Annotated in this window: 19 protein-coding genes; 14 read left to right on the top strand and 5 right to left on the bottom strand. The window is 63.3% G+C overall.

The genetic code is table 11. The features are described from left to right. Nucleotides 1-36: 36 nt before the first annotated feature. Complete coding sequence (locus ABID58_RS20210) at nt 37-1,596, bottom strand: glycine betaine ABC transporter substrate-binding protein (RefSeq protein ID WP_148754190.1); 1,560 nt, start codon at nt 1,594-1,596, stop codon at nt 37-39. Continuing rightward, complete coding sequence (locus ABID58_RS20205; protein ID WP_187435194.1) at nt 1,593-2,375, bottom strand: ATP-binding cassette domain-containing protein; 783 nt, start codon at nt 2,373-2,375, stop codon at nt 1,593-1,595. Before ABID58_RS20205 ends, ABID58_RS20210 begins: the two co-directional genes overlap by 4 nt. A 134-nt stretch (nt 2,376-2,509) precedes the next feature. On the opposite strand from ABID58_RS20205, the gene ABID58_RS20200 reads away from it, so the two are divergent. Continuing rightward, nucleotides 2,510-3,328, top strand: a complete 819-nt coding sequence (locus ABID58_RS20200; RefSeq protein ID WP_354034153.1) for an ABC transporter ATP-binding protein — start codon at nt 2,510-2,512, stop codon at nt 3,326-3,328. Further along, nucleotides 3,328-4,113: an ABC transporter permease gene (locus ABID58_RS20195; RefSeq protein ID WP_354034151.1), complete on the top strand. Its 786-nt coding sequence runs from the start codon at nt 3,328-3,330 to the stop codon at nt 4,111-4,113. The genes ABID58_RS20200 and ABID58_RS20195 overlap by 1 nt, the downstream gene beginning before the upstream one ends. Before the next feature lie 45 nt (nt 4,114-4,158). Here the strand turns inward: ABID58_RS20195 and ABID58_RS20190 are convergent, their stop codons facing one another. Further along, the gene (locus tag ABID58_RS20190) at nt 4,159-4,608 is read right to left on the bottom strand and encodes a cupin domain-containing protein (protein WP_354034150.1); all 450 of its coding nucleotides are present in this window, start codon (nt 4,606-4,608) and stop codon (nt 4,159-4,161) included. A gap of 138 nt (nt 4,609-4,746) precedes the next feature. Between ABID58_RS20190 and ABID58_RS20185 the strand changes: the two genes are divergently transcribed. From ABID58_RS20185 to ABID58_RS20155, 7 genes are all read left to right on the top strand, one after another. Continuing rightward, nucleotides 4,747-5,772 (top strand): ABC transporter substrate-binding protein, encoded by a 1,026-nt coding sequence (locus ABID58_RS20185; protein WP_187435195.1) that lies wholly within the window; start codon nt 4,747-4,749, stop codon nt 5,770-5,772. A gap of 29 nt (nt 5,773-5,801) precedes the next feature. Beyond that, the gene (locus ABID58_RS20180; RefSeq protein WP_354034148.1) at nt 5,802-6,506 is read left to right on the top strand and encodes an NUDIX hydrolase; all 705 of its coding nucleotides are present in this window, start codon (nt 5,802-5,804) and stop codon (nt 6,504-6,506) included. A 134-nt stretch (nt 6,507-6,640) separates the two neighbouring features. Then, entirely contained in the window at nt 6,641-7,411 is a 771-nt protein-coding gene (locus ABID58_RS20175; protein ID WP_354034146.1) for an ABC transporter ATP-binding protein, read from the top strand. Next, entirely contained in the window at nt 7,411-8,115 is a 705-nt protein-coding gene (locus tag ABID58_RS20170; protein WP_148754209.1) for an ABC transporter ATP-binding protein, read from the top strand. Before ABID58_RS20175 ends, ABID58_RS20170 begins: the two co-directional genes overlap by 1 nt. Before the next feature lie 16 nt (nt 8,116-8,131). After that, nucleotides 8,132-9,013 carry a branched-chain amino acid ABC transporter permease gene (locus ABID58_RS20165; protein ID WP_354034144.1) on the top strand — a complete coding sequence of 294 codons (882 nt, stop codon included), beginning with the start codon at nt 8,132-8,134 and terminating at the stop codon, nt 9,011-9,013. Further along, complete coding sequence (locus ABID58_RS20160) at nt 9,010-10,029, top strand: branched-chain amino acid ABC transporter permease (RefSeq protein ID WP_354034142.1); 1,020 nt, start codon at nt 9,010-9,012, stop codon at nt 10,027-10,029. The genes ABID58_RS20165 and ABID58_RS20160 overlap by 4 nt, the downstream gene beginning before the upstream one ends. Further along, complete coding sequence (locus ABID58_RS20155; protein ID WP_354034141.1) at nt 9,989-10,906, top strand: polyphosphate kinase 2 family protein; 918 nt, start codon at nt 9,989-9,991, stop codon at nt 10,904-10,906. Before ABID58_RS20160 ends, ABID58_RS20155 begins: the two co-directional genes overlap by 41 nt. A 621-nt stretch (nt 10,907-11,527) precedes the next feature. Here the strand turns inward: ABID58_RS20155 and ABID58_RS20150 are convergent. Further along, entirely contained in the window at nt 11,528-12,151 is a 624-nt protein-coding gene (locus tag ABID58_RS20150; RefSeq protein WP_354034140.1) for a hypothetical protein, read from the bottom strand. Between the two features lie 230 nt (nt 12,152-12,381). Here ABID58_RS20150 and ABID58_RS20145 point away from each other — a divergent pair, with 230 nt between their 5' ends. From ABID58_RS20145 to ABID58_RS20135, 3 genes are all read left to right on the top strand, one after another. Next, nucleotides 12,382-14,712, top strand: coding sequence for a mechanosensitive ion channel domain-containing protein (locus ABID58_RS20145; RefSeq protein WP_354034139.1), 2,331 nt, complete (start codon nt 12,382-12,384; stop codon nt 14,710-14,712). 235 nt (nt 14,713-14,947) lie between these two features. Further along, the gene (locus tag ABID58_RS20140) at nt 14,948-16,021 is read left to right on the top strand and encodes a Y4kA family protein (protein ID WP_354034138.1); all 1,074 of its coding nucleotides are present in this window, start codon (nt 14,948-14,950) and stop codon (nt 16,019-16,021) included. An 11-nt stretch (nt 16,022-16,032) separates the two neighbouring features. Then, nucleotides 16,033-16,362 carry a hypothetical protein gene (locus tag ABID58_RS20135; RefSeq protein ID WP_354034137.1) on the top strand — a complete coding sequence of 110 codons (330 nt, stop codon included), beginning with the start codon at nt 16,033-16,035 and terminating at the stop codon, nt 16,360-16,362. Nucleotides 16,363-16,668: 306 nt separating this feature from the next. On the opposite strand, the gene ABID58_RS20130 is transcribed toward ABID58_RS20135, so the two are convergent. Beyond that, nucleotides 16,669-17,070, bottom strand: coding sequence for a hypothetical protein (locus ABID58_RS20130; protein ID WP_354034136.1), 402 nt, complete (start codon nt 17,068-17,070; stop codon nt 16,669-16,671). Between the two features lie 241 nt (nt 17,071-17,311). On the opposite strand from ABID58_RS20130, the gene ABID58_RS20125 reads away from it, so the two are divergent. Together ABID58_RS20125 and ABID58_RS20120 are read left to right on the top strand one after the other, a co-directional pair. Next, the gene (locus ABID58_RS20125; protein ID WP_354034135.1) at nt 17,312-18,310 is read left to right on the top strand and encodes a tripartite tricarboxylate transporter substrate-binding protein; all 999 of its coding nucleotides are present in this window, start codon (nt 17,312-17,314) and stop codon (nt 18,308-18,310) included. 285 nt (nt 18,311-18,595) lie between these two features. After that, nucleotides 18,596-20,248: an NAD-dependent malic enzyme gene (locus tag ABID58_RS20120; RefSeq protein ID WP_354034134.1), complete on the top strand. Its 1,653-nt coding sequence runs from the start codon at nt 18,596-18,598 to the stop codon at nt 20,246-20,248. Nucleotides 20,249-20,508: the final 260 nt, after the last annotated feature.

Raw genomic sequence — 20,508 nt, 5'->3', positions numbered from 1 at the left:
GATGACGGCTTGGGTACGAGCGTGCGCGGCACAGGCCTACTGCCTGCCGACCTTCTCCCACAGCCACCTCGCCACCACATCCGGCGATGAATTCGCGTCATTGCCGCTGGCGCGCAGGTTTGCTTCGCGCATGGTGGCGATGTCGATCTTGCCGAGCAGCGGGCTCAGCGCCGCTTTGAGCCGCTCGTCGCCGGCGCGCTTCGGCGCAAGCAGCAGGATGGCATCGTAAGGCGGGATCGCGTGCTTGGGATCGTCGAGCGTCACCAGATCGTATTTCGCGATCAGCCCGTCGCTGGTGTAGCCGGCGATCACGTCGACCTCGCCGCTCGCGACCGCCGCATACATGAAGTCCGGCTGCATCTGGCGCTGCGCGCTGAACTGAAGGCCATAGGCCTGTCGCAGCGCCGCCCATTCCGGCCGCGAGAAGAATTCGTAATCGCCGGCAATCGACATCGTTGAAGCGTGCGCGGCGAGATCGGCGATGGTGTGGATGCCGAGCGCGTCGGCGCGCGTCTTCGGCATCACCAGCGCATAAGCATTCTCGAAACCGAGCTCGCCGAGCAGCGTGATGTTGTCCTTTGCTAGCGCCGTCTTCAAATCTGTCACCAGCTCCGCGCGCGGCTTGATGTCGGTGCGGTGCAGCTGGTTGGCCCAGAGCGTGCCGGAATAGTCGACATAGAGATCGATATCGCCGGCCTTCAGCGCCCCGAAGATCACGCTCGAGCCGAGACCGGACCGTGCCGCTGCGGAGAAACCGGCTGCCTGGAGGCGGTCCCTCAGCAGAGCCGAGAGCACATATTGCTCGGCGAAGGTCTTTGCACCGACCACATAGCCGGACGACGAACGTCCCATCGTCGGCACCAGCGTCGCCGCAACCAGCGCCGCGATCCCGATCGCACCGAGCCCGGCACCCAGGCGGCTGCGATTGCGCAGGCCGCTCTCGACGAGGCCAAGCAGCTGATCGACGGCGAGCGCGAGCAGGGCCGAGGCCAAGCAGCCGAACAGCACGAATACCCAGTTCTGGGTCTGCAACCCCGCGAAAATGTAATTGCCGAGGCTGGTTTGACCGATCGGCGTCGACAGCGTCGCGGTGCCGATCACCCACACGGCGGCGGTGCGGATGCCGGCCATCATCACTGGCAGTGCCAGCGGCAGCTCGACCATGACGAGCGACTGCCGCGCCGTCATGCCGACGCCCTTGGCGGCTTCGATCAGAGCGGGGTCGATGCCGTTGAGCCCGGTGATGCCGTTGCGCAGCACCGGCAGCATCGAATAGAGCGCCAGCGCCAGCATCGCCGGCAGGAATCCGAATGCGGAGAAGGAGACGCCGAACCATTTCAGCGTCACGGACGCCGCGAGCAGCAGCAGCGGGTAGAACAGCGCGAGCAGCGCCAGCCCCGGCACGGTCTGCACGATGCTGGCGAGCGCGAGCAGGATGGCGCGCGGCGCCGGGCGGTTGCGTGTGAGGATTGCGAGCGGCAGGCTGACGATCAGGCCGAGCGCGAGCGCGGCGAGGCTCACCCGCACATGATTGCCGAGATAATCGGGCAAATGCGACAGCGCCTCGCCCCAGCGCGGATCATTGAAGAAGCTCATGCCGCACCGCCCTGTGGCAAGAGCGCGTTCAGCCGGTCGACCTGGCGCCGCGGCGTGCTTAGCAGCTCCAGCACATAGGCATCGCTGCTCGTCGAGAGCTCAGACGGCGTGCCCTGCGCGAGCAGCTTGCCGCCGCGCATGACCGCGATGCGGTCGGCAAGCAAAATCGCCTCCGTCATGTCGTGCGTAATCATCACGGTTGTCAGGCCGAGCTTGCGGTGCAGCTCGCGAAAATCCTCGCCGAGCGCATCACGGGTTAGGGGATCGAGCGCGCCGAATGGCTCGTCCATCAGCAAGATGCGAGGCTTTGCTGCCAGCGCCCGTGCCACGCCGACGCGCTGGCGCTGCCCGCCCGAGAGTGCCTCCGGCAGCCTGTCACGATGGGTGGCACGGTCGAGCTGGACGAGCTCCAGCAACTCGTCGACGCGCGTCGCGATCGCCGCTGCCGGCTCGCCCAGCAGCTTTGGCGTGATCCCGATATTGTCAGCGACATTTAGATGCGGAAACAGCCCGCCGCTCTGGAAGACGTAGCCGATCCGGCGCCGCAGCGCGACCGGATCGATGTTTTGGACGTCCTCGCCCTCGACCGTGATGATGCCGTCATCGGCCTCGATCAGCCGGTTGGCAAGCCGCACCAGCGTCGTCTTGCCCGAGCCCGAGCCGCCGACGATGGCCAGAAATTCACCCTCGGCGATGTCGAGCGACACGTCGTCGACGGCCCTGAGGGGGCCGAAGCTCTTGGTGACGCGGGAATAGCCAATCATCGGTCTGGACGGCATCGGGCGGGGGCTCACTTCGCTGACCCGCCCGTGGAGGGAGGGGATGACGAGGCCCATGCGTAGCACGCTTGGCGCCTTGATTGAACTTGATCGCGCGAGCGGCTAAGGCATCAAGCCAAGTTCGGAGGAAACACATGACTACGCCCACGGCAGTGGCGCTGGAAGATGCCAAGGTCGCGTTCCGGCTGGGGGACGGGCGGGTCTATACGGCGGTGGAGAAGGCCCATCTCGCGGTCGCGCAGGGCGAGTTCGTCGCCATTGTCGGCCCGACCGGCTGCGGAAAATCCACGCTGCTCAATGTCGCCGCCGGGCTGCTCAAGCCGGCCGCCGGCAGCGTCAAGATTTTTGATCGGCCGCTCGCCGGGCTGAACCGGGATGCCGGTTATCTTTTCCAGGCCGATGCGCTGTTCCCCTGGAAGACGGCGCTCGACAATGTCGCGATCGGGCTCGAGATCAAGGGCACGCCACGCAGCGAGGCGCTGCCGCAGGCGCAAAAATGGCTCACCTCCGTAGGTCTCGGCGCGTTTGCCAACCGCTATCCGCACATGCTCTCCGGCGGCCAGCGCAAGCGTGTGGCGTTGGCGCAGGTCCTGATCCGCGACCCGAAGATCCTGCTGATGGACGAGCCGTTCGGGCCGCTCGATGCGCAGACGCGCCAGGTGATGGGCAATTTGCTGCTCGATCTCTGGAACGCCGACCGCAAGGCCGTGCTGTTCGTCACCCACGATCTCGAGGAGGCGATCGCACTCGCTGACCGCGTCGTGATCATGTCGGCGGGACCGTCCTCGCGCATCATCGGCGACTGGCGCGTGCAGCTCGCCCGCCCGCGTGACATCTTCGAGGTGCGGATGGACAAGGACTTCCACGCGCTGCATCGAGAGATCTGGAGCGTGCTCAAGGACGAGGTGATGAAAGGCTACGCGCAATCCACCCACGCGGCGGAGGCCGTCTGATGTCGCGCGTCACGCTGCTTGCCTTGCAAGTCCTGGTCGCGATCGTCTGCATCGTGCTGTGGCAGTTGCTGTCGACCGTGCCGGTGTTCGGCAAGATCCTGCTGCCGCCGTTCTTCTTCTCCAACCCGATCGACGTGTTCGAGCAGATCGTCAAATGGTTCGTCTCCGGCGTGATCTGGAAGCATCTCTGGATCACGCTGGTGGAATCGATCCTCGCCTTCGTGATCGGATCGCTCGGCGGCGTCCTCATCGGCTTCTGGTTCGCGCGCCAGCCGCTGGTGGCCGCGGTGTTCGACCCCTATGTGAAGATGGTCAATGCGTTGCCGCGTGTGGTGCTGGCGCCGATCTTCGCGCTGTGGCTGGGGCTTGGCATCTGGTCCAAGGTCGCGCTCGGCGTGACGCTGGTGTTCTTCATCGTGTTCTTCAACGTCTACCAGGGCGTCAAGGAAGTCAGCCGCACCGTGCTCGACAACGGCCGCATGCTCGGCATGAGCGAGGGGCAGCTAATGCGGCACGTCTATTGGCCGTCGGCGCTGTCGTGGATGTTCTCCTCGCTGCACACCTCGGTCGGCTTCGCCGTGGTCGGCGCCGTCGTCGGCGAATATCTGGGATCGGCGGCAGGCCTCGGCTATCTGATCCAGCAGGCCGAAGGCGTGTTCGACGTCGCCGGCGTGTTCGCCGGCATGTTTGTGCTGTCGGCCTTCGTCATCCTGATCGATTTTGGTGTCACGCTGGTCGAGCGGCGGCTATTGGTCTGGCGGCCGACCGTGGACGGCCGCGGCTAGCGGCAAAAGGGCCCGCGCATCTGCGCGAACCCCGATAGCAAATGCTCAATCCAGCAGCTTGACGTCGTCGGGCGCCTGCGGCGGCGTCTTGATCGCGATCGCCTTGACCTGGCCGCTGATCGGCTTGGTGCCGCCATGCGGCGTGCCCTTCGGGATGATGACGAGATCGCCCGGCTTCACCGTCACTTCCTTGTCGCCGAGCCAGATCGTCCCGGTGCCGTCCAGGATGTACCGAATCTCGTTGGTGTTGGGATGCAGGTGTTTCGGCACATTGCCGACCTGGATCGACACGGTCGAGCCATCAGCGGTCATGAACGTCTTCGAACGGTATCCGACTTGGTTGGCGGCGCCGAGTGCGTCGCCTTCCATGTCGCCGGTATGGATGATCTGCGCGGTGATGTTTTCGGCGGCGAGCGCCGGCCCGAGCAAGTAGGTCGCGCCGCATCCGGCGACAAAGGCAGCGGTGATCGACAGCCCGGCAGCAAGGCGATTCATGGATGATCCTCCCCTCAGAGATTATTGTTGTGGGCGCATGCTATTGCGCCGAAAGGCCAATGGCCAGTGCCACTTAAGCGGTGCTTCTCAAGCCAGTTGCGCTGCTCTATGGTGCCGCTAGCCGAACGGAGGAAACCAATGAAGAACACGATTGCCAGGCTCGCTGGCGCGCTGCTCGCGCTGACGCTCACCACCGGTCTTGCCGCAGCGCAAAGCAAGGTGACCATCGCGATAGGTGGCGGCGCCTGCCTGTGCTATTTGCCGACGGTGCTGGCCAAGCAGCTCGGCGAGTACGAGAAGGCCGGCCTTAATGTCGAGCTGGTCGATCTCAAGGGGGGCTCGGACGCGCTCAAGGCCGTGCTCGGCGGCAGTGCCGACGTGGTTTCCGGTTATTTCGACCATTGCGTCAACCTGGCGGCCAAGAAGCAGGAGCTGCAGGCTTTCGTGGTCTATGACCGCTATCCCGGGCTTGTGCTGGTCGTCGCACCGTCGCATAGCGGGGACATCAAATCGGTCAAGGATCTGGCCGGCAAGAGGGTCGGTGTCAGCGCGCCCGGCTCCTCCACCGACTTCTTCCTGAAATATCTTCTGAAGAAGAATGGGCTCGATCCGGCCGGCACCGCCGTGATCGGCGTCGGCCTCGGCGCCACGGCCGTCGCTGCGATGGAGCAGGGTCAGATCGATGCCGCGGTGATGCTAGATCCCTCCGTCACCGTGCTCCAGGGCACCCACAAGGATTTGCGCATTCTCAGCGACACCCGCACGCAAAAGGACACGCTAGAGACGTTCGGCGGGGAATATCCGGGCGGCGCGCTGTACTCGACACTGGCCTGGATCAATGGACATGAGAAGGAGACGCAGGCGCTGACCAACGCAATGCTGGCCACGATCGCCTGGATCCATTCGCATTCGCCCGAAGAGATCATGGCCAAGATGCCGGACGAGATGGTCGGCAAGAACAAGGACCTTTATCTCGCCGCGCTGAAGAACACGATCCCGATGTTCTCCGAGACCGGCAAGATGGATCCCAAGGGCGCCGACGCCGTGCTGGCGGTGTTCAGCGTCGGTTCGCCCGAGGTGGCCAACGCCAAAATCGACGTCAGCAAGACTTTTACCAACAAGTTCGTCGACCAGGCTAAGAAGACCACGGGGAGCGCCAAATAACTGACGCGAAGGCTTGGTAATCAGGCGTCATGACGTCACTCACCATTCATCGCGTCTCGACGCTTGAACTTGCCGTGCGCCCCGTCGTCTGGCCGTTCGCCGGGGACCGGCGCGCCGAGATCGAGGCGCATTTCGCCGAGCAGCAACGTGCGCGGCCGAAAATCTGGAACGGCCGAGTGCTGCTCGGGCGCGATGCCGTCTTCACCGGCGGTCATCTCGCCGCGACCTATTTCGAGACGGATTTCGCCAGCTTCCTGGCTTGGCGCGACTGGGGCTTTCCTGATCCGGCCGTGTTCAATGGGTTCGGCATGGCCGCGCTACGCACCTCCGACGGCGCCTTCGTGATGGGCGAGATGGCACATCACACCGCCAATGCGGGACGCATCTATTTCGCGTCAGGCACACCCGATCTCGATGATGTCAGGGACGGCACGCTTGACATTCCCGGCAGCGTCGTCCGCGAGCTCGAGGAGGAGACCGGCCTGCTTCCCGCCGATTATTCGGCAGAGGCGGACTGGCATTGTGTCGTCACCGGCAGCGCACTTGCAATGATACAGATCCTCAACCTGGATATGCCGGGTGAAGCTGCTCGCGCGCGGATCGAAGCCAATCTGGCTCGCCAGGACGAACCGGAGCTTTCGGCCATCCATCTCGTGCGCGGGATGGATGATCTCACGCCGACCATGCCGCGATTTGTCACGGCCTTCATCGCGCAGCAGTTCGCCTCGCGCTGACGCGCGAGGCTTGACATCGCGCGCCCCAGCCCATGTGATGGGCGCAAAAGCAAAACAAAAAAACTGCAATGCACAATCGTCCAGGGAGGTTTAGATGCGCCTCCTACAGCAACCAGTAGCGGCGGAGCGGGGCGGTGCTGGAGGTCAGCAGGCTGGTGAAGCGGTTTGGCGGCTTCACCGCTGTCAACAACGTGTCGTTTAGAGTCGAGCAGGGCGAGATTCTCGGTCTGATCGGTCCCAATGGCTCGGGCAAGAGCACGATCTTCAACATGCTTTCCGGCACGCTGGCGCCAAGCTCCGGATCGATCCTGTTCGATGGCTCGGAGATCGCGGGGCTGGTGCCGCACCGGATCATCAACCGGGGCATCGGCCGCACCTTCCAGATTCCGCGGCCGTTCCGGCGGCTGACGATTTTCGAGAACGTCGTGCTCGCCGGCTTCTATGGCCAGGGCCGCCATAGCCGCGTCAAGGCCGAGGAGGCGGCGGAGCGGTCACTCGCGATGGTGGGCCTGCCGACCGATCGCCACGCCAGCGTTGACGGCCTCGGCGCGGCCGGGCTGAAGAAGCTCGAGCTCGCCAAGGCGCTCGCCACCGCGCCAAAGCTTCTGCTTGCCGACGAGAGCCTCGGCGGTCTCGACGATGCCGAGATGGACCAGGCTGCCGACATGCTGCGCAACATCCGCGACGAGCTCGGCATCACTATCATCTGGGTTGAGCATATCATGGGCGTCCTGATGCGCGTCGTCGACCGCGTCATGGTGCTCGACCACGGCGAAAAAATCTCGGAAGGCCTGCCGAGCGCGGTTGCGGGCGATCCGCGCGTCATCGAGGTCTATCTCGGCACCGATGCCGAGACTACGCAGGCTGCGGCCGCCGAAGCGCGCCGCCGCGCGGGAGGCCAATGATGCTGGAGCTTCGCGGCGTCAATGCCGGCTACGGCACGTTCCAGGCGCTGTTCGACCTCAATCTCGACGTGAAGGCCGGTGAGGCCGTGGGCGTTATCGGCCCGAACGGCGCCGGCAAGACCACGCTGATGCGTGTCATCTCAGGCCTGATCCGTCCCTCGCGCGGATCGATTGCCATGGAGGGCGCCGACGTCGTCGCGACGCCAGCGCACAAGATCGTCAGCCTCGGCATCGCGCATGTGCCCGAGAACCGGCGGCTGTTTCCGCAGCTCACGGTCGACGACAATCTCAAGATGGGCGCCTTCATGAAGGAGGCGCGCGGCCATTATGCCGAGCGGCAGGAGGTCGTGTTCGACCTGTTTCCGCGGCTGAAGGAGCGCCGCCATCAGATGGCCGGCACCATGTCCGGCGGCGAGCAGCAGATGTGCGCGATCGGCCGCGCGCTGATGTCCAATCCAAAGCTCCTCCTGCTCGACGAGCCGTCCGCCGGGCTGGCGCCGGTGGTGGTGCAGCAGGTGTTTGAGCTCATGAAGCGGATTCGCGCGCGCGGACTGACGGTGCTGATCGTCGAGCAGAACGTGCAGCAGGTGCTGCGCGTGGTCGACCGGGCCTATCTGATCGAAGCCGGGACGATCCGCGCCTCAGGCACCTCGGCCGAGATGCTGGCGAGCGACACGGTCAAGGAAGCTTATCTCGGGGTGTGAAAGGGCGGGCGAGGGCATGCAGGCGTTCCTGGACATTTTCGACATCTATCTGCTGGAGGCCGTGATCAACGGCATCCTGCTCGGCGGCGTGCTGGCGCTGCTCGCGCTCGGGCTCAATTTGATCTTCGGCGTCATCGACGTGACCTGGATCTGCTACGCCGAGCTCGTGATGATCGGCATGTACGCGATGTACTTCCTGGTCCAGTATTACGGCATCAGCTATTTCATCGCAGCGCCACTGACCATTCTGCTGGTCGCGATGCTCGGCGCCTTGCTGCATTTTCTCGTGATCGCGCCGCTGCTGACGGCGCCGCCGATCAACCAGCTGCTCGCAACCGGCGGTGTGCTGTTCGTGCTGCAGAGCTTTGCCACCGTCGCCTTCGGCATCGACTTCCGCAACCTCGGCATCCGCCTGCCGGTGCTCGCCTTCGGCGACATGAATTTCAGCTACGCGCGACTTCTGTCGTTCCTGGCGGCGCTGGTCGGCATGGTCGCGGTCTATCTGTTCATGACCCGCACCTTCACCGGCACCGCGATCCGCGCCATCTCGCAGGACCGCCAGATCATGGCGCTGATGGGCGTCGACACCAAACGGATCTATCTCATCACGTCCGCGATCGGCGGCGGGCTGGCCGGGCTCGCCGCCTGCCTCTTGGTGTTGCAATACGATGTGCATCCCTTCGTCGGCCTCTCGTTCGGGCCGATCACCTTCCTGATCTGCGTGCTCGGCGGCCTCGGCAATTTCATCGGCGGCTTCATTGCGGCCTTCGTGTTTGCCGAGATCATCTCGCTCGGCGGCTTGTTCTCCGATCTCGAATGGGGCTACGTGCTCGCCTTCGCCTTCTTCATCGTCATGATGTTCATCCGGCCCGCGGGCCTGCTCGCGAGGCGCCGATGATGGGGCAGGGCCGGCTTGTCGCATGGGGATTAGGACTGACCGCGCTGGTCGCGCTGCCGTTCGTGTATCGCGATCCCTATCACCTGCACATTCTGGTGCTGATCCTGATCTGGTCGTTCGCCTACACGTCGTGGTCGATGATGGGGCGGTTCGGCCTGGTCTCGCTCGGGCATGGCGGCTTCATGGGGATCGGCGCCTATGTCACCGCGCTGCTGTGGAACCATCTCGGCCTGTCGCCATGGATCGGGATTCCCGTCGGCATGGTCGCGGCCGGCGCGCTGGCGCTGATCGTTGGCTATCCCTGCTTCCGCTTCCGCATCACCGGGCATTACTTCGTGCTGGTGACGCTCGCGCTCTCCGGCATCGTGCTCCAGATCATCACGGCCACGCGCGACTATACCGGCGGCTCGCTCGGCTACACCCCGAACCGCACCTCGGGCAACAAGCTGCTGGCGCTGCAATTCGACGACAAGACGACCTGGTATCTGATCGCGCTTGCGGTATGGCTCGGCGGCATCGTCGTCTGGCACCTGATCGATCGCAGCATGAGCCGCTACGCGCTCGAGGCGATCTCGGAGGACGAGGATGCGGCTGCCGCCGCCGGCGTCGACGTCACCGCGGAGAAACTGAAGATCACCTTGATCAGCGCCGTGATGACGGCACTGGCGGGCGCGATCTATTGCCAGTACCAGATGTTCATCACGCCCGACACCGTCTCCGGCATCGCGGTGTCGCTCCAGATGGTGTTCGCGGCCATCGTCGGCGGACTGTTCGTCTCGCTCGGTCCGACCGTCGGCGCCGTCATCACCATCCTGCTCGCGGAAACCCTGCGCATCGGCTTCGGCACCAGGGCGGTCGGCTGGGACAACCTCGTCTACGGCGTGCTGCTGGTGCTTTTCATCATATTCCTTCCGAAGGGCATCCTTGGTAGCCTGCTCGACCGATTGAAGTCGCAACGCAAGGTGCCCCGCCCTCATGAGCAAAAAGCCGTCCAGATCGCTCGCCCAGGAACTTGACCGCTACATCACGCCATTCCGGCATGACGGGTCCGGCAAGTTTCAGCTGAAAGGCTACAAGACCAACGAGAAGGGCGATCTGGACAAGGAGACGGCGCAGGAGATTCTCGACGCCAACAAGAAGCGGCTGGTCGCGTTCCAGGAGAAGCTCTACGCCCAGGACCGCTGGTCGGTGCTGATCGTGTTCCAGGCCATGGACGCCGGTGGCAAGGACAGCGCGATCAAGGCGATCTTCGAGGGCATCAACCCGCAGGGTTGCGAGGTGACTTCCTTCAAGGCACCGAGCAGCAAGGAGCTCGACCACGATTTCCTCTGGCGCCACGTCCTCGCGCTGCCGGAGCGCGGCCATATCGGCATCTTCAACCGCTCCCATTACGAGGAATGCCTGGTGACGCGCGTGCACCCGGAGATCCTCGCCAGGGAGAAGCTGCCGCAAAAGCTCGTGACGAAAAATATCTGGAAGGAGCGGTTCGAGGACATCTCCGCCTACGAACGTTATCTCTCCCGCAACGGCACCCTGGTGCTGAAGTTCTTTCTCAACGTCTCCAAGGAAGAGCAGCGCGCGCGTTTTCTCGACCGGCTGGAGGAGCCGGCCAAGCAGTGGAAGTTCTCGATGGGCGACATCGAGGAGCGCGCTTTGTGGCCGCGCTACCAGGCGGTCTATCAGGACATCGTGCGCCACACCGCCACGCGGCATGCGCCGTGGTATGTCGTGCCCGCCGACCACAAATGGTTTGCCCGCGTGGTGATCGGCTCCGTCATCGTCGCGGAGCTCGAAAAACTGGACCTGCGCTTTCCCCGCGCCGACAAGGCTTCGCTGGCGGAGTTCGAGAATGTGCGCAAGGCGCTGGAGAAGGAGGGGAAGGGGAAGCGGTAAGACGCGATCTCGGATCGAACTCCGCTCTCGTAGGGTGGGCAAAGCGAAGCGTGCCCACAATCTTCGTTCGGAGATGGGAGATGGTGGGCACGGCGCAAGGGCGCCTTTGCCCACCCTACAATTTCTGTGCAAGCCGCCTGTCAGTACGCCCGATCTCGAAAACAACCCCATGCACAGTAGCCGATGATCGTGAAATCAATGACTTGAATGACAGCGCAAATGATATTCGGATTCAAAGAATTTCGTTTGACCCGTCGGGCAAAACAGGGGCATGATGTCACCATTGCGCCGGTGCGGCTCTGATGTGGTCGGTCGTCGCGGAACCGCTCTGCAAATGTGATGCTCAGGCCATTTGATCCCGCTTGACAGTTTTATGTCACAGGAGGAGCATGCCGATGGTCGCAAACAAGCGACGCGTAACGTCCACCTCATGAGCAAGGGGAGGTCTATGACTCCACCTCCGCAAATCCAGCCGCGTTAAGTGCGATGGAGCTCGTTCGGACTATCGCATAGCGGCGAAAACCGCGAACGGCACGCCGGGTAAAGGTTTAGTGGGCTGCAGTCAGTAAGGCATGGCCCCTACCTGCCCGGCGCTGTGCGTTTTGCACCCTCGCGCATCGGCTACGCCTTCTTCTGCACGCCGAAGAGATCACCGAGCCATTGATAATACACCGGCTGCTTGTCATGCAGCGTGGCGCGATTGTTGGGGGGACGGTCGACATTGCCCCAGAGATAGAGGCTTCCGGTCACCGCGAAGAACTCCTGCACGTTCTTCAGCACGTAGGCGTCCAGCGGATAGAGCTCGTCCTGCCTGGCGATGCCGTAGAAACGGACGAGGTCCGGATTCTCCAGGGCGCCCGGCAGGACGCGAAAATGATAGGCGTGGAGCAGTTCGTGCAGCAGCACCGGCTTCTCCGGCGCAACGACGGCCGCGTCAACCGTGACGCCCTTGACCTTGGACGTGAAGTGCCCGCCGCCGTCGCCCTGTCCGGGCTTGACCGAGACCGGCTGGCTCCTGAAGAAGGTCATGATCTCGGGCTTCGCGCCGCATTCCACGACGATGTCGATCTGATGCTTCAGCGACGCGACGACCTCCATGATATCAGGCGGGCCCTGCGCGGCGCTGGCGTCGACCGTGATGCCGCGATAGGTGAAAGTCGGTCCATTCTGCGCGACCGCCGATGGCAGGCCGAGCACGACCGCGGCTCCCGCAAGCACGAGCCGGCGCCGATCGGAATCTGTCATGTGATGCCCCCAATTCCCACCGGCAATCTCGCATGCTTTTGCGACATTGACCACGAAGCGGTTCCATCACATCTGCGTTGCGGAAATGCAAAAGGAAATGCCAAGAGATGGTCGCCTCACCGGCAAACTTCCGACACAGGTTGGGGGCGAATAGCCTCCATCCGGCATGACGCAGTGCTTCGTGCGGTCCCGATTCCGCCGGCGCATTTCATTTATTTTGAGGAATCCGCGTGTCGCATAAGCTTGCTTCGGCGCTTGTCGCTGTCTTCTTTCTCGTCCTTTCGTCCGTCTCCCCAGCCCACGCAGCGCCGCCTGCGCCGGCCGCCAATAGCACGGCCGCACTGGCGCCTGACGAGGCCAGGCGGGCGCTGGAGACGCTTCAGGACGACAAGAAGCGTGCGCAAATGATCGATACGCTGCGCGCGATCGCGAATGCGTCCGGTCCGCAGCAGCCGGCGCCCGAGCAGAAGTCACCGATCCCGCTATCGGCTGACGGCCTCGGCGCGCAGCTTCTGCTCACCGTGTCAGAGCAGATCGGCGACGTCTCGCGCGATGTCGCCGACATGGCGCGGACGCTCACGCATTTCTCGGCGTTCTATTACTGGATCGTGCGCACCGCGAATGATCCCGACGCCTATAATCTCCTGATCGAGATCGCCTGGAAGCTGGCGCTGGTGTTCGGCTGCGCGCTTGCAGCCGAATGGGTGATTGTCCGCCTGATGCGGCGCCCCGTAGCCTTCCTCGAAGGGCGGGTGCCGCAGACAGCGCACTTGCCAGCTCAGGCGCTGCTCATTGCCGGTCCACCGTCGTCGGTCGCAGACGTCACTCCCGAGCCGGAATTGCACAAGCGCAGGCACAGCCTCGCGCGGGTCTGGCAGCTGTTGCTGCGGCTGCCCTTCGTGCTGGGGCGGCTGTTGCTCGAACTGCTGCCGGTGGTCGTTTTCGTTGGCATCGCGACCGCACTGCTCGGAACAGAGATCGGCGAGCCCGCGACCGTCCGCCTCGTGATCCTTGCCGTCGTCAACGCCTATGCGTTCTCGCGCGGGCTCATTTGCGTCGTCCGCGCGCTGGCCGGGCCGTTCGGCCTGTTTCCGGTGCGCGCAGAGACGGCAGCCTATATCGAGATCTGGGCGCGTCGCATCGTCGGCGTCGCCGTAACCGGCATTGCCTTCGCCAACGTGGCGCTGCTGCTCGGCCTGCATCGCGCCGGCTATGCCGCGCTCATTCGCATGGTGATGCTGGTCGTGCATCTCTTCGTCGTCGTCATCATCCTGCAATGCCGGCGCCAGGTCGCCGACGCCATCCGCGCACCCGCGGACCGGCAGGGGATCGCCGCGCGCCTGCGCAACCGCATCGCCGGCGGCTGGCATTATCTGGCCATCGCGCTCGATCTGGCGCTGTGGGCGGTCTGGGCGCTGAACATCCGCAACGGCTATTCGCTGCTGCTGCAATATTTCGTCGGCACCGTCGCGGTGGTGCTGATCACGCGGGTCGCCATCATGGTGACGCTGAGCCTGATCGACCGCGGCTTCCGCATCCAGCCGGAAATCCTGCAGCGCTTTCCGGGGCTGGAGATCCGCGCCAACCGCTATCTGCCGCTGCTGCGCAAGATCGTCTCCGGCGTGATCGCCTTCATCGGCTTCGTCGCCGTGCTCGAGGTCTGGGGCGTCGATGCCATCGTCTGGTTCTATGGCGGCCAGATCGGCAGCCGGCTGCTCTCGGCGGTGGCGACGATCGGCGTCGCTGCCGTCATCGCCGCGGCGATCTGGGAAGCCAGCAATGCGCTGCTGGACCGGCAGATCAATACGCTGTCGCGCGACGGACACTATGCCCGCGCGGCGCGGCTGCGCACCTTCCAGCCGATGCTGCGCACGGCGCTTTTGTGCGTGATCGCCACGGTCGTCGGCCTCACGGCGCTGAGCGAAATCGGCGTCAATGTCGCGCCGCTGCTCGCGGGTGCCGGCATCGTCGGCATTGCCATCGGCTTCGGTTCGCAAAAGCTGGTGCAGGATCTCATCACCGGCCTGTTCCTGCTGCTGGAGAACACGGTTCAGGTCGGCGATACCGTCAGCGTGTCGGGCCTCACAGGCGTGGTCGAGAACGTCTCGATCCGCACCATCCGCTTGCGCGCCGGCGACGGCGCCGTGCACATCGTCCCGTTCAGCGCGGTGACGACTATCACCAATGCCAGCCGTGGCGCCGGCAATGCCTCCGTCAGCGTCAATGTAGCCTACAAGGAAGACACCGATCGCGCCGGCCAGATTCTCAAGGACATCGTCGAGGAGATGCGCCGCGAGACGGAATTCCGCCCGTTGATCCGCGGCGATCTCGAGCTCTGGGGCATCGACAAGGTCGACGGCGCGATGGTGTCGATCGTCGGTCAGATCCGCTGCACCGAGGCGGGCCGCTGGCCGGTCCAGCGCGAGTTCAACCGCCGCATGAAACAGCGCTTCCAGCAGAACGGCATCGAGGTGGCGTCCGCGACCCAGACCATCCTGATGCAGATCGCGCCGCCGGTCGACGTCGCCGCCAATCTGGCGTCGCGACGGGCGGCCGGCTAGAGCGTGTACCCATAAACGTCATCTTACCAATCCAAACCGGAAATCTCCCACCTTGCGTGTGATCGGCGGCTTGTGACCCGAACCAGAAATCGCGTCTCGCGTGCTCGATCCGTTAGGAGCCTAGCTTCTTGGTCTTTAGCGCCCCCAAGGCTTCGGCATTGTGCATAACTCGCAACTAGCGCATTTCCATGCAATTATTTCGCGCATAGGCTACGCGGGGTTATTGGGGGTTGTTATGAGAGCGCGAGGCATTTCCGGCGGACGACAACTTCTGTTCTTTGCTCTTATCGGACTCGCTTCAAGTGGATGTGCCATCCATCCGCTACCCGGCGATCTGGCTGGCGTTGGAACGAGCGTAATTGTAAAGCAGATTCGTTGTGAGGCCCGCGCTGCCGGCGTGCAAGCACTGTTGAACTATTTGGCCGACGACGACAATTTTCGCAACGGTCAAGTCGATTTGACTTCGCATACGATAGGGACAGATCTCCTCCAGAGAGCTAAGAACGACCCGGAAGCCGTTGCCAAATTTGATCCCAGACAATTGAAGGGGAGAGCCAGACATATCGTTGATATCCTCTACAGCACGGGTATTGCGTACAATTTTGATCTGACCGGGTTGGAGATGAATAACTTCGACCCTCAGATAAACTTCATTCGTCCCCTGCCGATAGGTTCCGTCGTGTCGATGGGCGTGAGCGGGAGCTTTGATCGGTCGCGACAGAACGAGCGCATTTTCACGATCACCGATACTCTTGGCGAATTGATCGCGAACACCAAACACCCGACTTGCACGCGCCCGGTCGACGAGAATTACATTTATCCGATTGCTGGAAGGGTGGGCATCGACAAGGTAGTCGACGATTTTCTCAACCTTACGATTTTTGGGAATCTGGTCGCAGAGAACGACAAGCCCAAGGGTACGGTCAATGTTAAAGGGCCGCCAACCATGGTCGATCAACTACAGTTCGTGACAAAGATCGGTGGCACAGCTACGCCCAAGATCGTGTTCGCGCCTGCCGGCCGCGCCTTCCAGGTGGCTGATGCGAGCTTCGGCGTCACCGCTTCGCGAACGGACACCCATCTACTCACAGTGGGCATCTACCTGGATCAAGCGGCGGCCCAAAAGTTGGACGCGGAGCCCTATCTGCCCCACAGGCTGCCAGTAACACGGGCTGCGGCCGTTGGTGTTCCACATCCCGGCCAATTCATCACTTACTCTGGCGGACCTGCGGAGCGGGGAGCTGCGGCCGCTGTTGAGCAGTTCCTTGCCCTTAAGATCTTCAAGCCAACGATCGTTGTTGCTCAGTAGGGAGAATACTCATGGCAAAGAAGGTCGTGCGAAAGACTGCGACGAAAGCAAAGGCAGATCGGAAGAAGAAACCGAGGCCGGGCGACGCTTCGCACGTTGAATTCGGAGCCCATGGTTTGGCTCACATTCTGAATGCAGTGAAGACGGCAGGCTTGACTGAAGAGTTCAATAAGCACGTGGGCAAAGCCGGGACATTCGTTAGAGTGCGGCGAACCGGCCTGAAGAGCATCAAGCAGTTCGTCGACAGCAAACCCCAATTGGCCGAACTGTCGGATCGAATGGGCCGTTGCAACTGTCCGAAGGACGATCCGGACTGTATCTACTTTGGCCCGACCGGGTGACGTTCCGCCGGCGATCGTTGGCACGCGGCGCCGCAGCACAAGAGCACAAAGCTAATCGCGACGAAGACATCGTGTCGGCAACGCTAATGGGGTGCGGCACGACGCACGGCATCAATTGTTGCGATCGCGCAATTTGGCACTTGTAGCTAACATTGACGTCCGCACTATCGTCAGCTTTTGGCCCTAAACCGAACTATGCGTGGCCTGCAAACACGTCGGCTGTCGAGGGTAGACCGGACCAGACTCGCGCTCGTGCTGACCGCAGCTCGTGACCCAGAGCCGACACAAAGAGTCGGCTCCGTCCAATTATGCGAGTTGGACCGTTGCGCGACGCACGATGATCCGCTCGCCTTCTTCAAGATACTTGAGCTCGTCGTTGTACTCGCTGTGGACCAGCCAGATGTCTACCGTTCGCCCGTTCACCTCCCGCTCGCAAACGAGGACGCGCCCCTCCTTCAAGCCAGTGAGCAGATCGAGGTAGTCGAGTTCGATGTAGTTACCGCGAGCATCGGCGAACATAAGATTATCGTGCGCATGCCAGGGCATGCCAAGAAAACCGATCAGGCAGTCTTCCTCGCGTTCGGCGTTCTCAACGCACAGAATTGCGTCACGGCCAAGATCGACCTCTATACGATAATCGTTATCTAGTCGCACTACCAGCCCGACTTCTCGGCATAGCTGGTTAACAAGATCGAGGTCGTAACGCATGGCAGCGCACCAATCACCGATTATAGAGCTTCATCATTGGGTGGCCGCTGTCGTAGCAGTTCTGGCGCGCGATGTCGCCTTGTGGCCCAACTCGGACTCACACGAAGTGCAGCTCGAGTTTATGAGTCCATGCCCTAAGCGGCCCGGCATCAATTCCAGCTTGCCTCTGCCCGTCCGGCAGCGTTCACTCCGGCTTCAGCCCGCTGACGACATGCGGGCGGCAAAAGGGTGGGAGAGAACGATGCGGGGGCTGTGGGCTGCATTGCGCGGTCATATAATCGTCATTTGCGCGTTGATCGAATCCGTGGCGTGGAGCGCGCCCGTCGACGCCCAACCGTTTCCGTCCCGTCCGATCACGCTGGTGGTCCCGTTCGCGGCCGGCGGGCCCACCGATACGCTGGCGCGGATCCTGTCCGAGCGGATTGCCACCGAACTGCATGCGACCATCGTGGTCGAGAACGTCGCCGGCGCCTCCGGCAGCATCGCGGGCGCGCGCGTTGCACGCGCCACGCCAGATGGCACCACCATCACCATCGGCCATTGGGGCACGCATGTGCTCAACGGCGGGATCTTCAAGCTGCCTTATGACGTGGTCGCCGATTTCGAGCCGGTCGCGCTGGTCGCGATGGGTACGCAGCTGATCGTCGGCCGAAAGTCGCTCGAGGCCAACAATCTGAAAGAGATGATCGCGTGGCTCAAGGCCAATCCCGGCAAGGCCACCGCGGGGACGGCCGGCGCCGGCACCGGCGCGCATGTCGCCGGCGTCTTCTTCAAGGAGAAGACCGGCACCGACTTCCAGTTCGTGCCTTACCGCGGTGCCGGGCCCGCCATGATCGATCTCGTCGCCGGACAGATCGACATCATGTTCGACCAGGCCTCGAACTCGCTGCCGCAATACAGAAACGGTGCGATCAAGGCGTTCGCGGTGACGGCGGCGACCCGGCTCGCGTCCGCGCCCGACATTCCGACCGTCGACGAGGCGGGCCTGCCTGGCCTGTACATCTCCTATTGGCACGGCATCTGGGCACCGAAGAACACGCCGAAGGAGATCGTCACAAAGCTCAACACGGCCATCGTCGCAGCACTTGCCGACGCTTCCGTCAAGCAACGCTTTGCCGAACTGGGCCAGGAGATTCCGCCAGTGGACCAGCAATCGCCCGCAGCCCTCGGCACCTTCCAGAAGGCCGAGACCGAGAAATGGTGGCCGGTCGTGAAGGCCGCGGATATCAAGGCGGAATAGGGGCTTTCCTTATCCTGAGGAGGCCGCGCAGCGGGCGTCTCGAAGGATGGACGCGGGCGAGATAGGGGCCTTCATGGTTCGAGACGCGCGAAGACGCGCTCCTCACCATGAGGAGCGCGAGTCGCCCCGCGCCGTTAACTTTTGCGTCGCGCGCACTGCGCTCTCTCGCGAAGTCTCGCTGCGGTGCGAGATCACAATCGTGGCCCGGGGAGCAACGTCCTTGATCTCGATGGAACACTGGCCGACAATGCTTGCCCTTCAATAAGAAACTCCCTGGGGGAATTCGTGAATAGACCTGCTCGGGTCGACACCCATTCGACATCATCCGATTCCGCGCACGGCATGGCCTTGCTGCGCGATCCCTTGCTCAACAGGGGCACGGCCTTCACGGAAGCGGAGCGCACAGCGCTCGGCCTGCGTGGCCTGCTGCCGCCTTGCGTGCTGACGATGGAGACGCAGGTCGAGCGCGTGCTGACCAATCTGCGCACGCTGCCGACCGACCTGGAAAAATTCGTCGCGCTAAACGCGCTGCATGACCGCAATGAGGCGCTGTTCTTTCGCGTCGTGGTCGACAATATCGACGAGATCCAGCCGATCATCTACACGCCGACGGTCGGGCTCGCTTGCCAGAAATATGGCCTGATCTACCAGCGACCGCGCGGCATGTTCATCTCCTCGCGCGATCGCGGCCAGATCGCGGAGATCCTGAAGAACTGGCCCAATGCCGCAAAACTCATCGTCGTCACTGACGGCGAGCGCATTTTGGGGCTTGGCGACCTCGGCGCCAACGGCATGGGCATTCCCGTTGGAAAACTCTCGCTCTATTCGGCCTGCGCCGGCGTGCATCCCGAGCAGTGCCTGCCGATCGTGCTCGACGTCGGCACCAACAACGAGGAGCTCCTCAGCGATCCCTACTATCTCGGCCTGCGCGAGCGGCGGCTCACCGGAGACGCTTACGACAGCTTCGTCGACGAATTCATGGTCGCAGCGCGCAAGACGTTTCCCGATGTGCTGATCCAGTTCGAGGACTTCGCCAACCATTCCGCGTTCAAGCTGCTGCACAAATATCGCGACGAAGCCTGCGTCTTCAACGACGACATCCAGGGCACCGCAGCGGTTGCGCTCGCCGGCCTGTTCTCGGCGCTGCGCGTCAATGGCGGCAAGCTGACGGATCAGCGCATCCTGTTCCTCGGTGCAGGCGAGGCTGCGACCGGCATCGCCGATCTCGTCGTCTCCGCCATGATCGCGGAGGGCGCAACGGAAGCCGAGGCGCTCCGGCGCAACTGGCTGGTGGATTCCCGCGGCCTCGTCGTCGGCGGTCGCGAAGGCCTCTCCGGCCACAAGCTCCGTTATGCGCACAAGGATCAGGCGCCGATCGCCGACTTCCTCACCGCGATCAAGACGCTGAAGCCGACGGCGATCATCGGAGTCGCCGCAGTCGGTGGCGCCTTCACGCCCGATGTGCTCAAGGCGATGGCCGGGTTCAACGCGCAGCCGATCGTGTTCGCGCTGTCCAACCCGACCTCGAAGGCGGAATGCTCGGCGGAGGATGCCTATCGCTACACCGAGGGCCGCGCGCTGTTCGCCTGCGGCAGCCCCTATGATCCGGTCACGCTCAATGGCCGCACCTTCGTGCCGCGCCAGGGCAACAACTCCTACATCTTCCCCGGCGTCGGCCTCGGCGTCATCGCCAGCCGCTCACGGCTCGTGACCGACGAGATGTTCATGGCGGCGGCCCACACGCTCGCCAATTGCGTCGGCAAGGAGGACCTGGATCAGGGCAGTCTCTATCCCGCACTGCCCCGCATCCGCGAGGTCTCGGCCCGCATTGCCGTTGCGGTCGCGGACGTCGCCTATCAGCGCGGGCTCGCCGACGGACCCGCGCCCAACGATGTCAAGGCCCTGGTCCAGTCGCAGATGTACGAGCCGAAGTATTGAACTAGTCCAAGCCTGTCGCTTATGACGGTTGAATACTGCCGGGAGAGCTCGGCCTGCATGGTTCGAGACGCCCGCTTTGGCGGGCTCCTCACCATGAGGGTCTGGTATCTCGCAGCAGACGCGTCCTCATCCTGAGGGCCCGCCGCAGGCGGGCGTCTCGAAGGATGGCCGCAGGCAAGCCGCCTGCCCTTTCGCATATGCGACAGCCCGGCACGCCGACCCCGGCTCAGCCGGAATCGCCGTTGTCTGCCCGTGCCTTA

It is taken from the genome of Bradyrhizobium sp. S3.2.6 (genome assembly GCF_040546885.1).
Classification (GTDB): Bacteria; Pseudomonadota; Alphaproteobacteria; order Rhizobiales; family Xanthobacteraceae; genus Bradyrhizobium; species Bradyrhizobium cytisi.
Note: the sequence above shows the minus strand (reverse complement) of the source record. Positions and strands in the feature narration are given on the sequence as shown.

What these genes read in the sequence shown, in the direction of transcription:
- ABID58_RS20180 (WP_354034148.1), top strand. Translation starts at nt 5,802, where the DNA reads ATGACGTCACTCACCATTCATCGCGTCTCGACGCTTGAACTTGCCGTG.
- ABID58_RS20160 (WP_354034142.1), top strand. Translation starts at nt 9,010, where the DNA reads ATGATGGGGCAGGGCCGGCTTGTCGCATGGGGATTAGGACTGACCGCG.
- ABID58_RS20185 (WP_187435195.1), top strand. Translation starts at nt 4,747, where the DNA reads ATGAAGAACACGATTGCCAGGCTCGCTGGCGCGCTGCTCGCGCTGACG.
- ABID58_RS20165 (WP_354034144.1), top strand. Translation starts at nt 8,132, where the DNA reads ATGCAGGCGTTCCTGGACATTTTCGACATCTATCTGCTGGAGGCCGTG.
- ABID58_RS20150 (WP_354034140.1), bottom strand. Translation starts at nt 12,151, where the DNA reads ATGACAGATTCCGATCGGCGCCGGCTCGTGCTTGCGGGAGCCGCGGTC.
- ABID58_RS20155 (WP_354034141.1), top strand. Translation starts at nt 9,989, where the DNA reads ATGAGCAAAAAGCCGTCCAGATCGCTCGCCCAGGAACTTGACCGCTAC.
- ABID58_RS20200 (WP_354034153.1), top strand. Translation starts at nt 2,510, where the DNA reads ATGACTACGCCCACGGCAGTGGCGCTGGAAGATGCCAAGGTCGCGTTC.
- ABID58_RS20135 (WP_354034137.1), top strand. Translation starts at nt 16,033, where the DNA reads ATGGCAAAGAAGGTCGTGCGAAAGACTGCGACGAAAGCAAAGGCAGAT.
- ABID58_RS20205 (WP_187435194.1), bottom strand. Translation starts at nt 2,375, where the DNA reads ATGCCGTCCAGACCGATGATTGGCTATTCCCGCGTCACCAAGAGCTTC.
- ABID58_RS20210 (WP_148754190.1), bottom strand. Translation starts at nt 1,596, where the DNA reads ATGAGCTTCTTCAATGATCCGCGCTGGGGCGAGGCGCTGTCGCATTTG.
- ABID58_RS20130 (WP_354034136.1), bottom strand. Translation starts at nt 17,070, where the DNA reads ATGCGTTACGACCTCGATCTTGTTAACCAGCTATGCCGAGAAGTCGGG.
- ABID58_RS20140 (WP_354034138.1), top strand. Translation starts at nt 14,948, where the DNA reads ATGAGAGCGCGAGGCATTTCCGGCGGACGACAACTTCTGTTCTTTGCT.
- ABID58_RS20125 (WP_354034135.1), top strand. Translation starts at nt 17,312, where the DNA reads ATGCGGGGGCTGTGGGCTGCATTGCGCGGTCATATAATCGTCATTTGC.
- ABID58_RS20190 (WP_354034150.1), bottom strand. Translation starts at nt 4,608, where the DNA reads ATGAATCGCCTTGCTGCCGGGCTGTCGATCACCGCTGCCTTTGTCGCC.
- ABID58_RS20195 (WP_354034151.1), top strand. Translation starts at nt 3,328, where the DNA reads ATGTCGCGCGTCACGCTGCTTGCCTTGCAAGTCCTGGTCGCGATCGTC.
- ABID58_RS20170 (WP_148754209.1), top strand. Translation starts at nt 7,411, where the DNA reads ATGCTGGAGCTTCGCGGCGTCAATGCCGGCTACGGCACGTTCCAGGCG.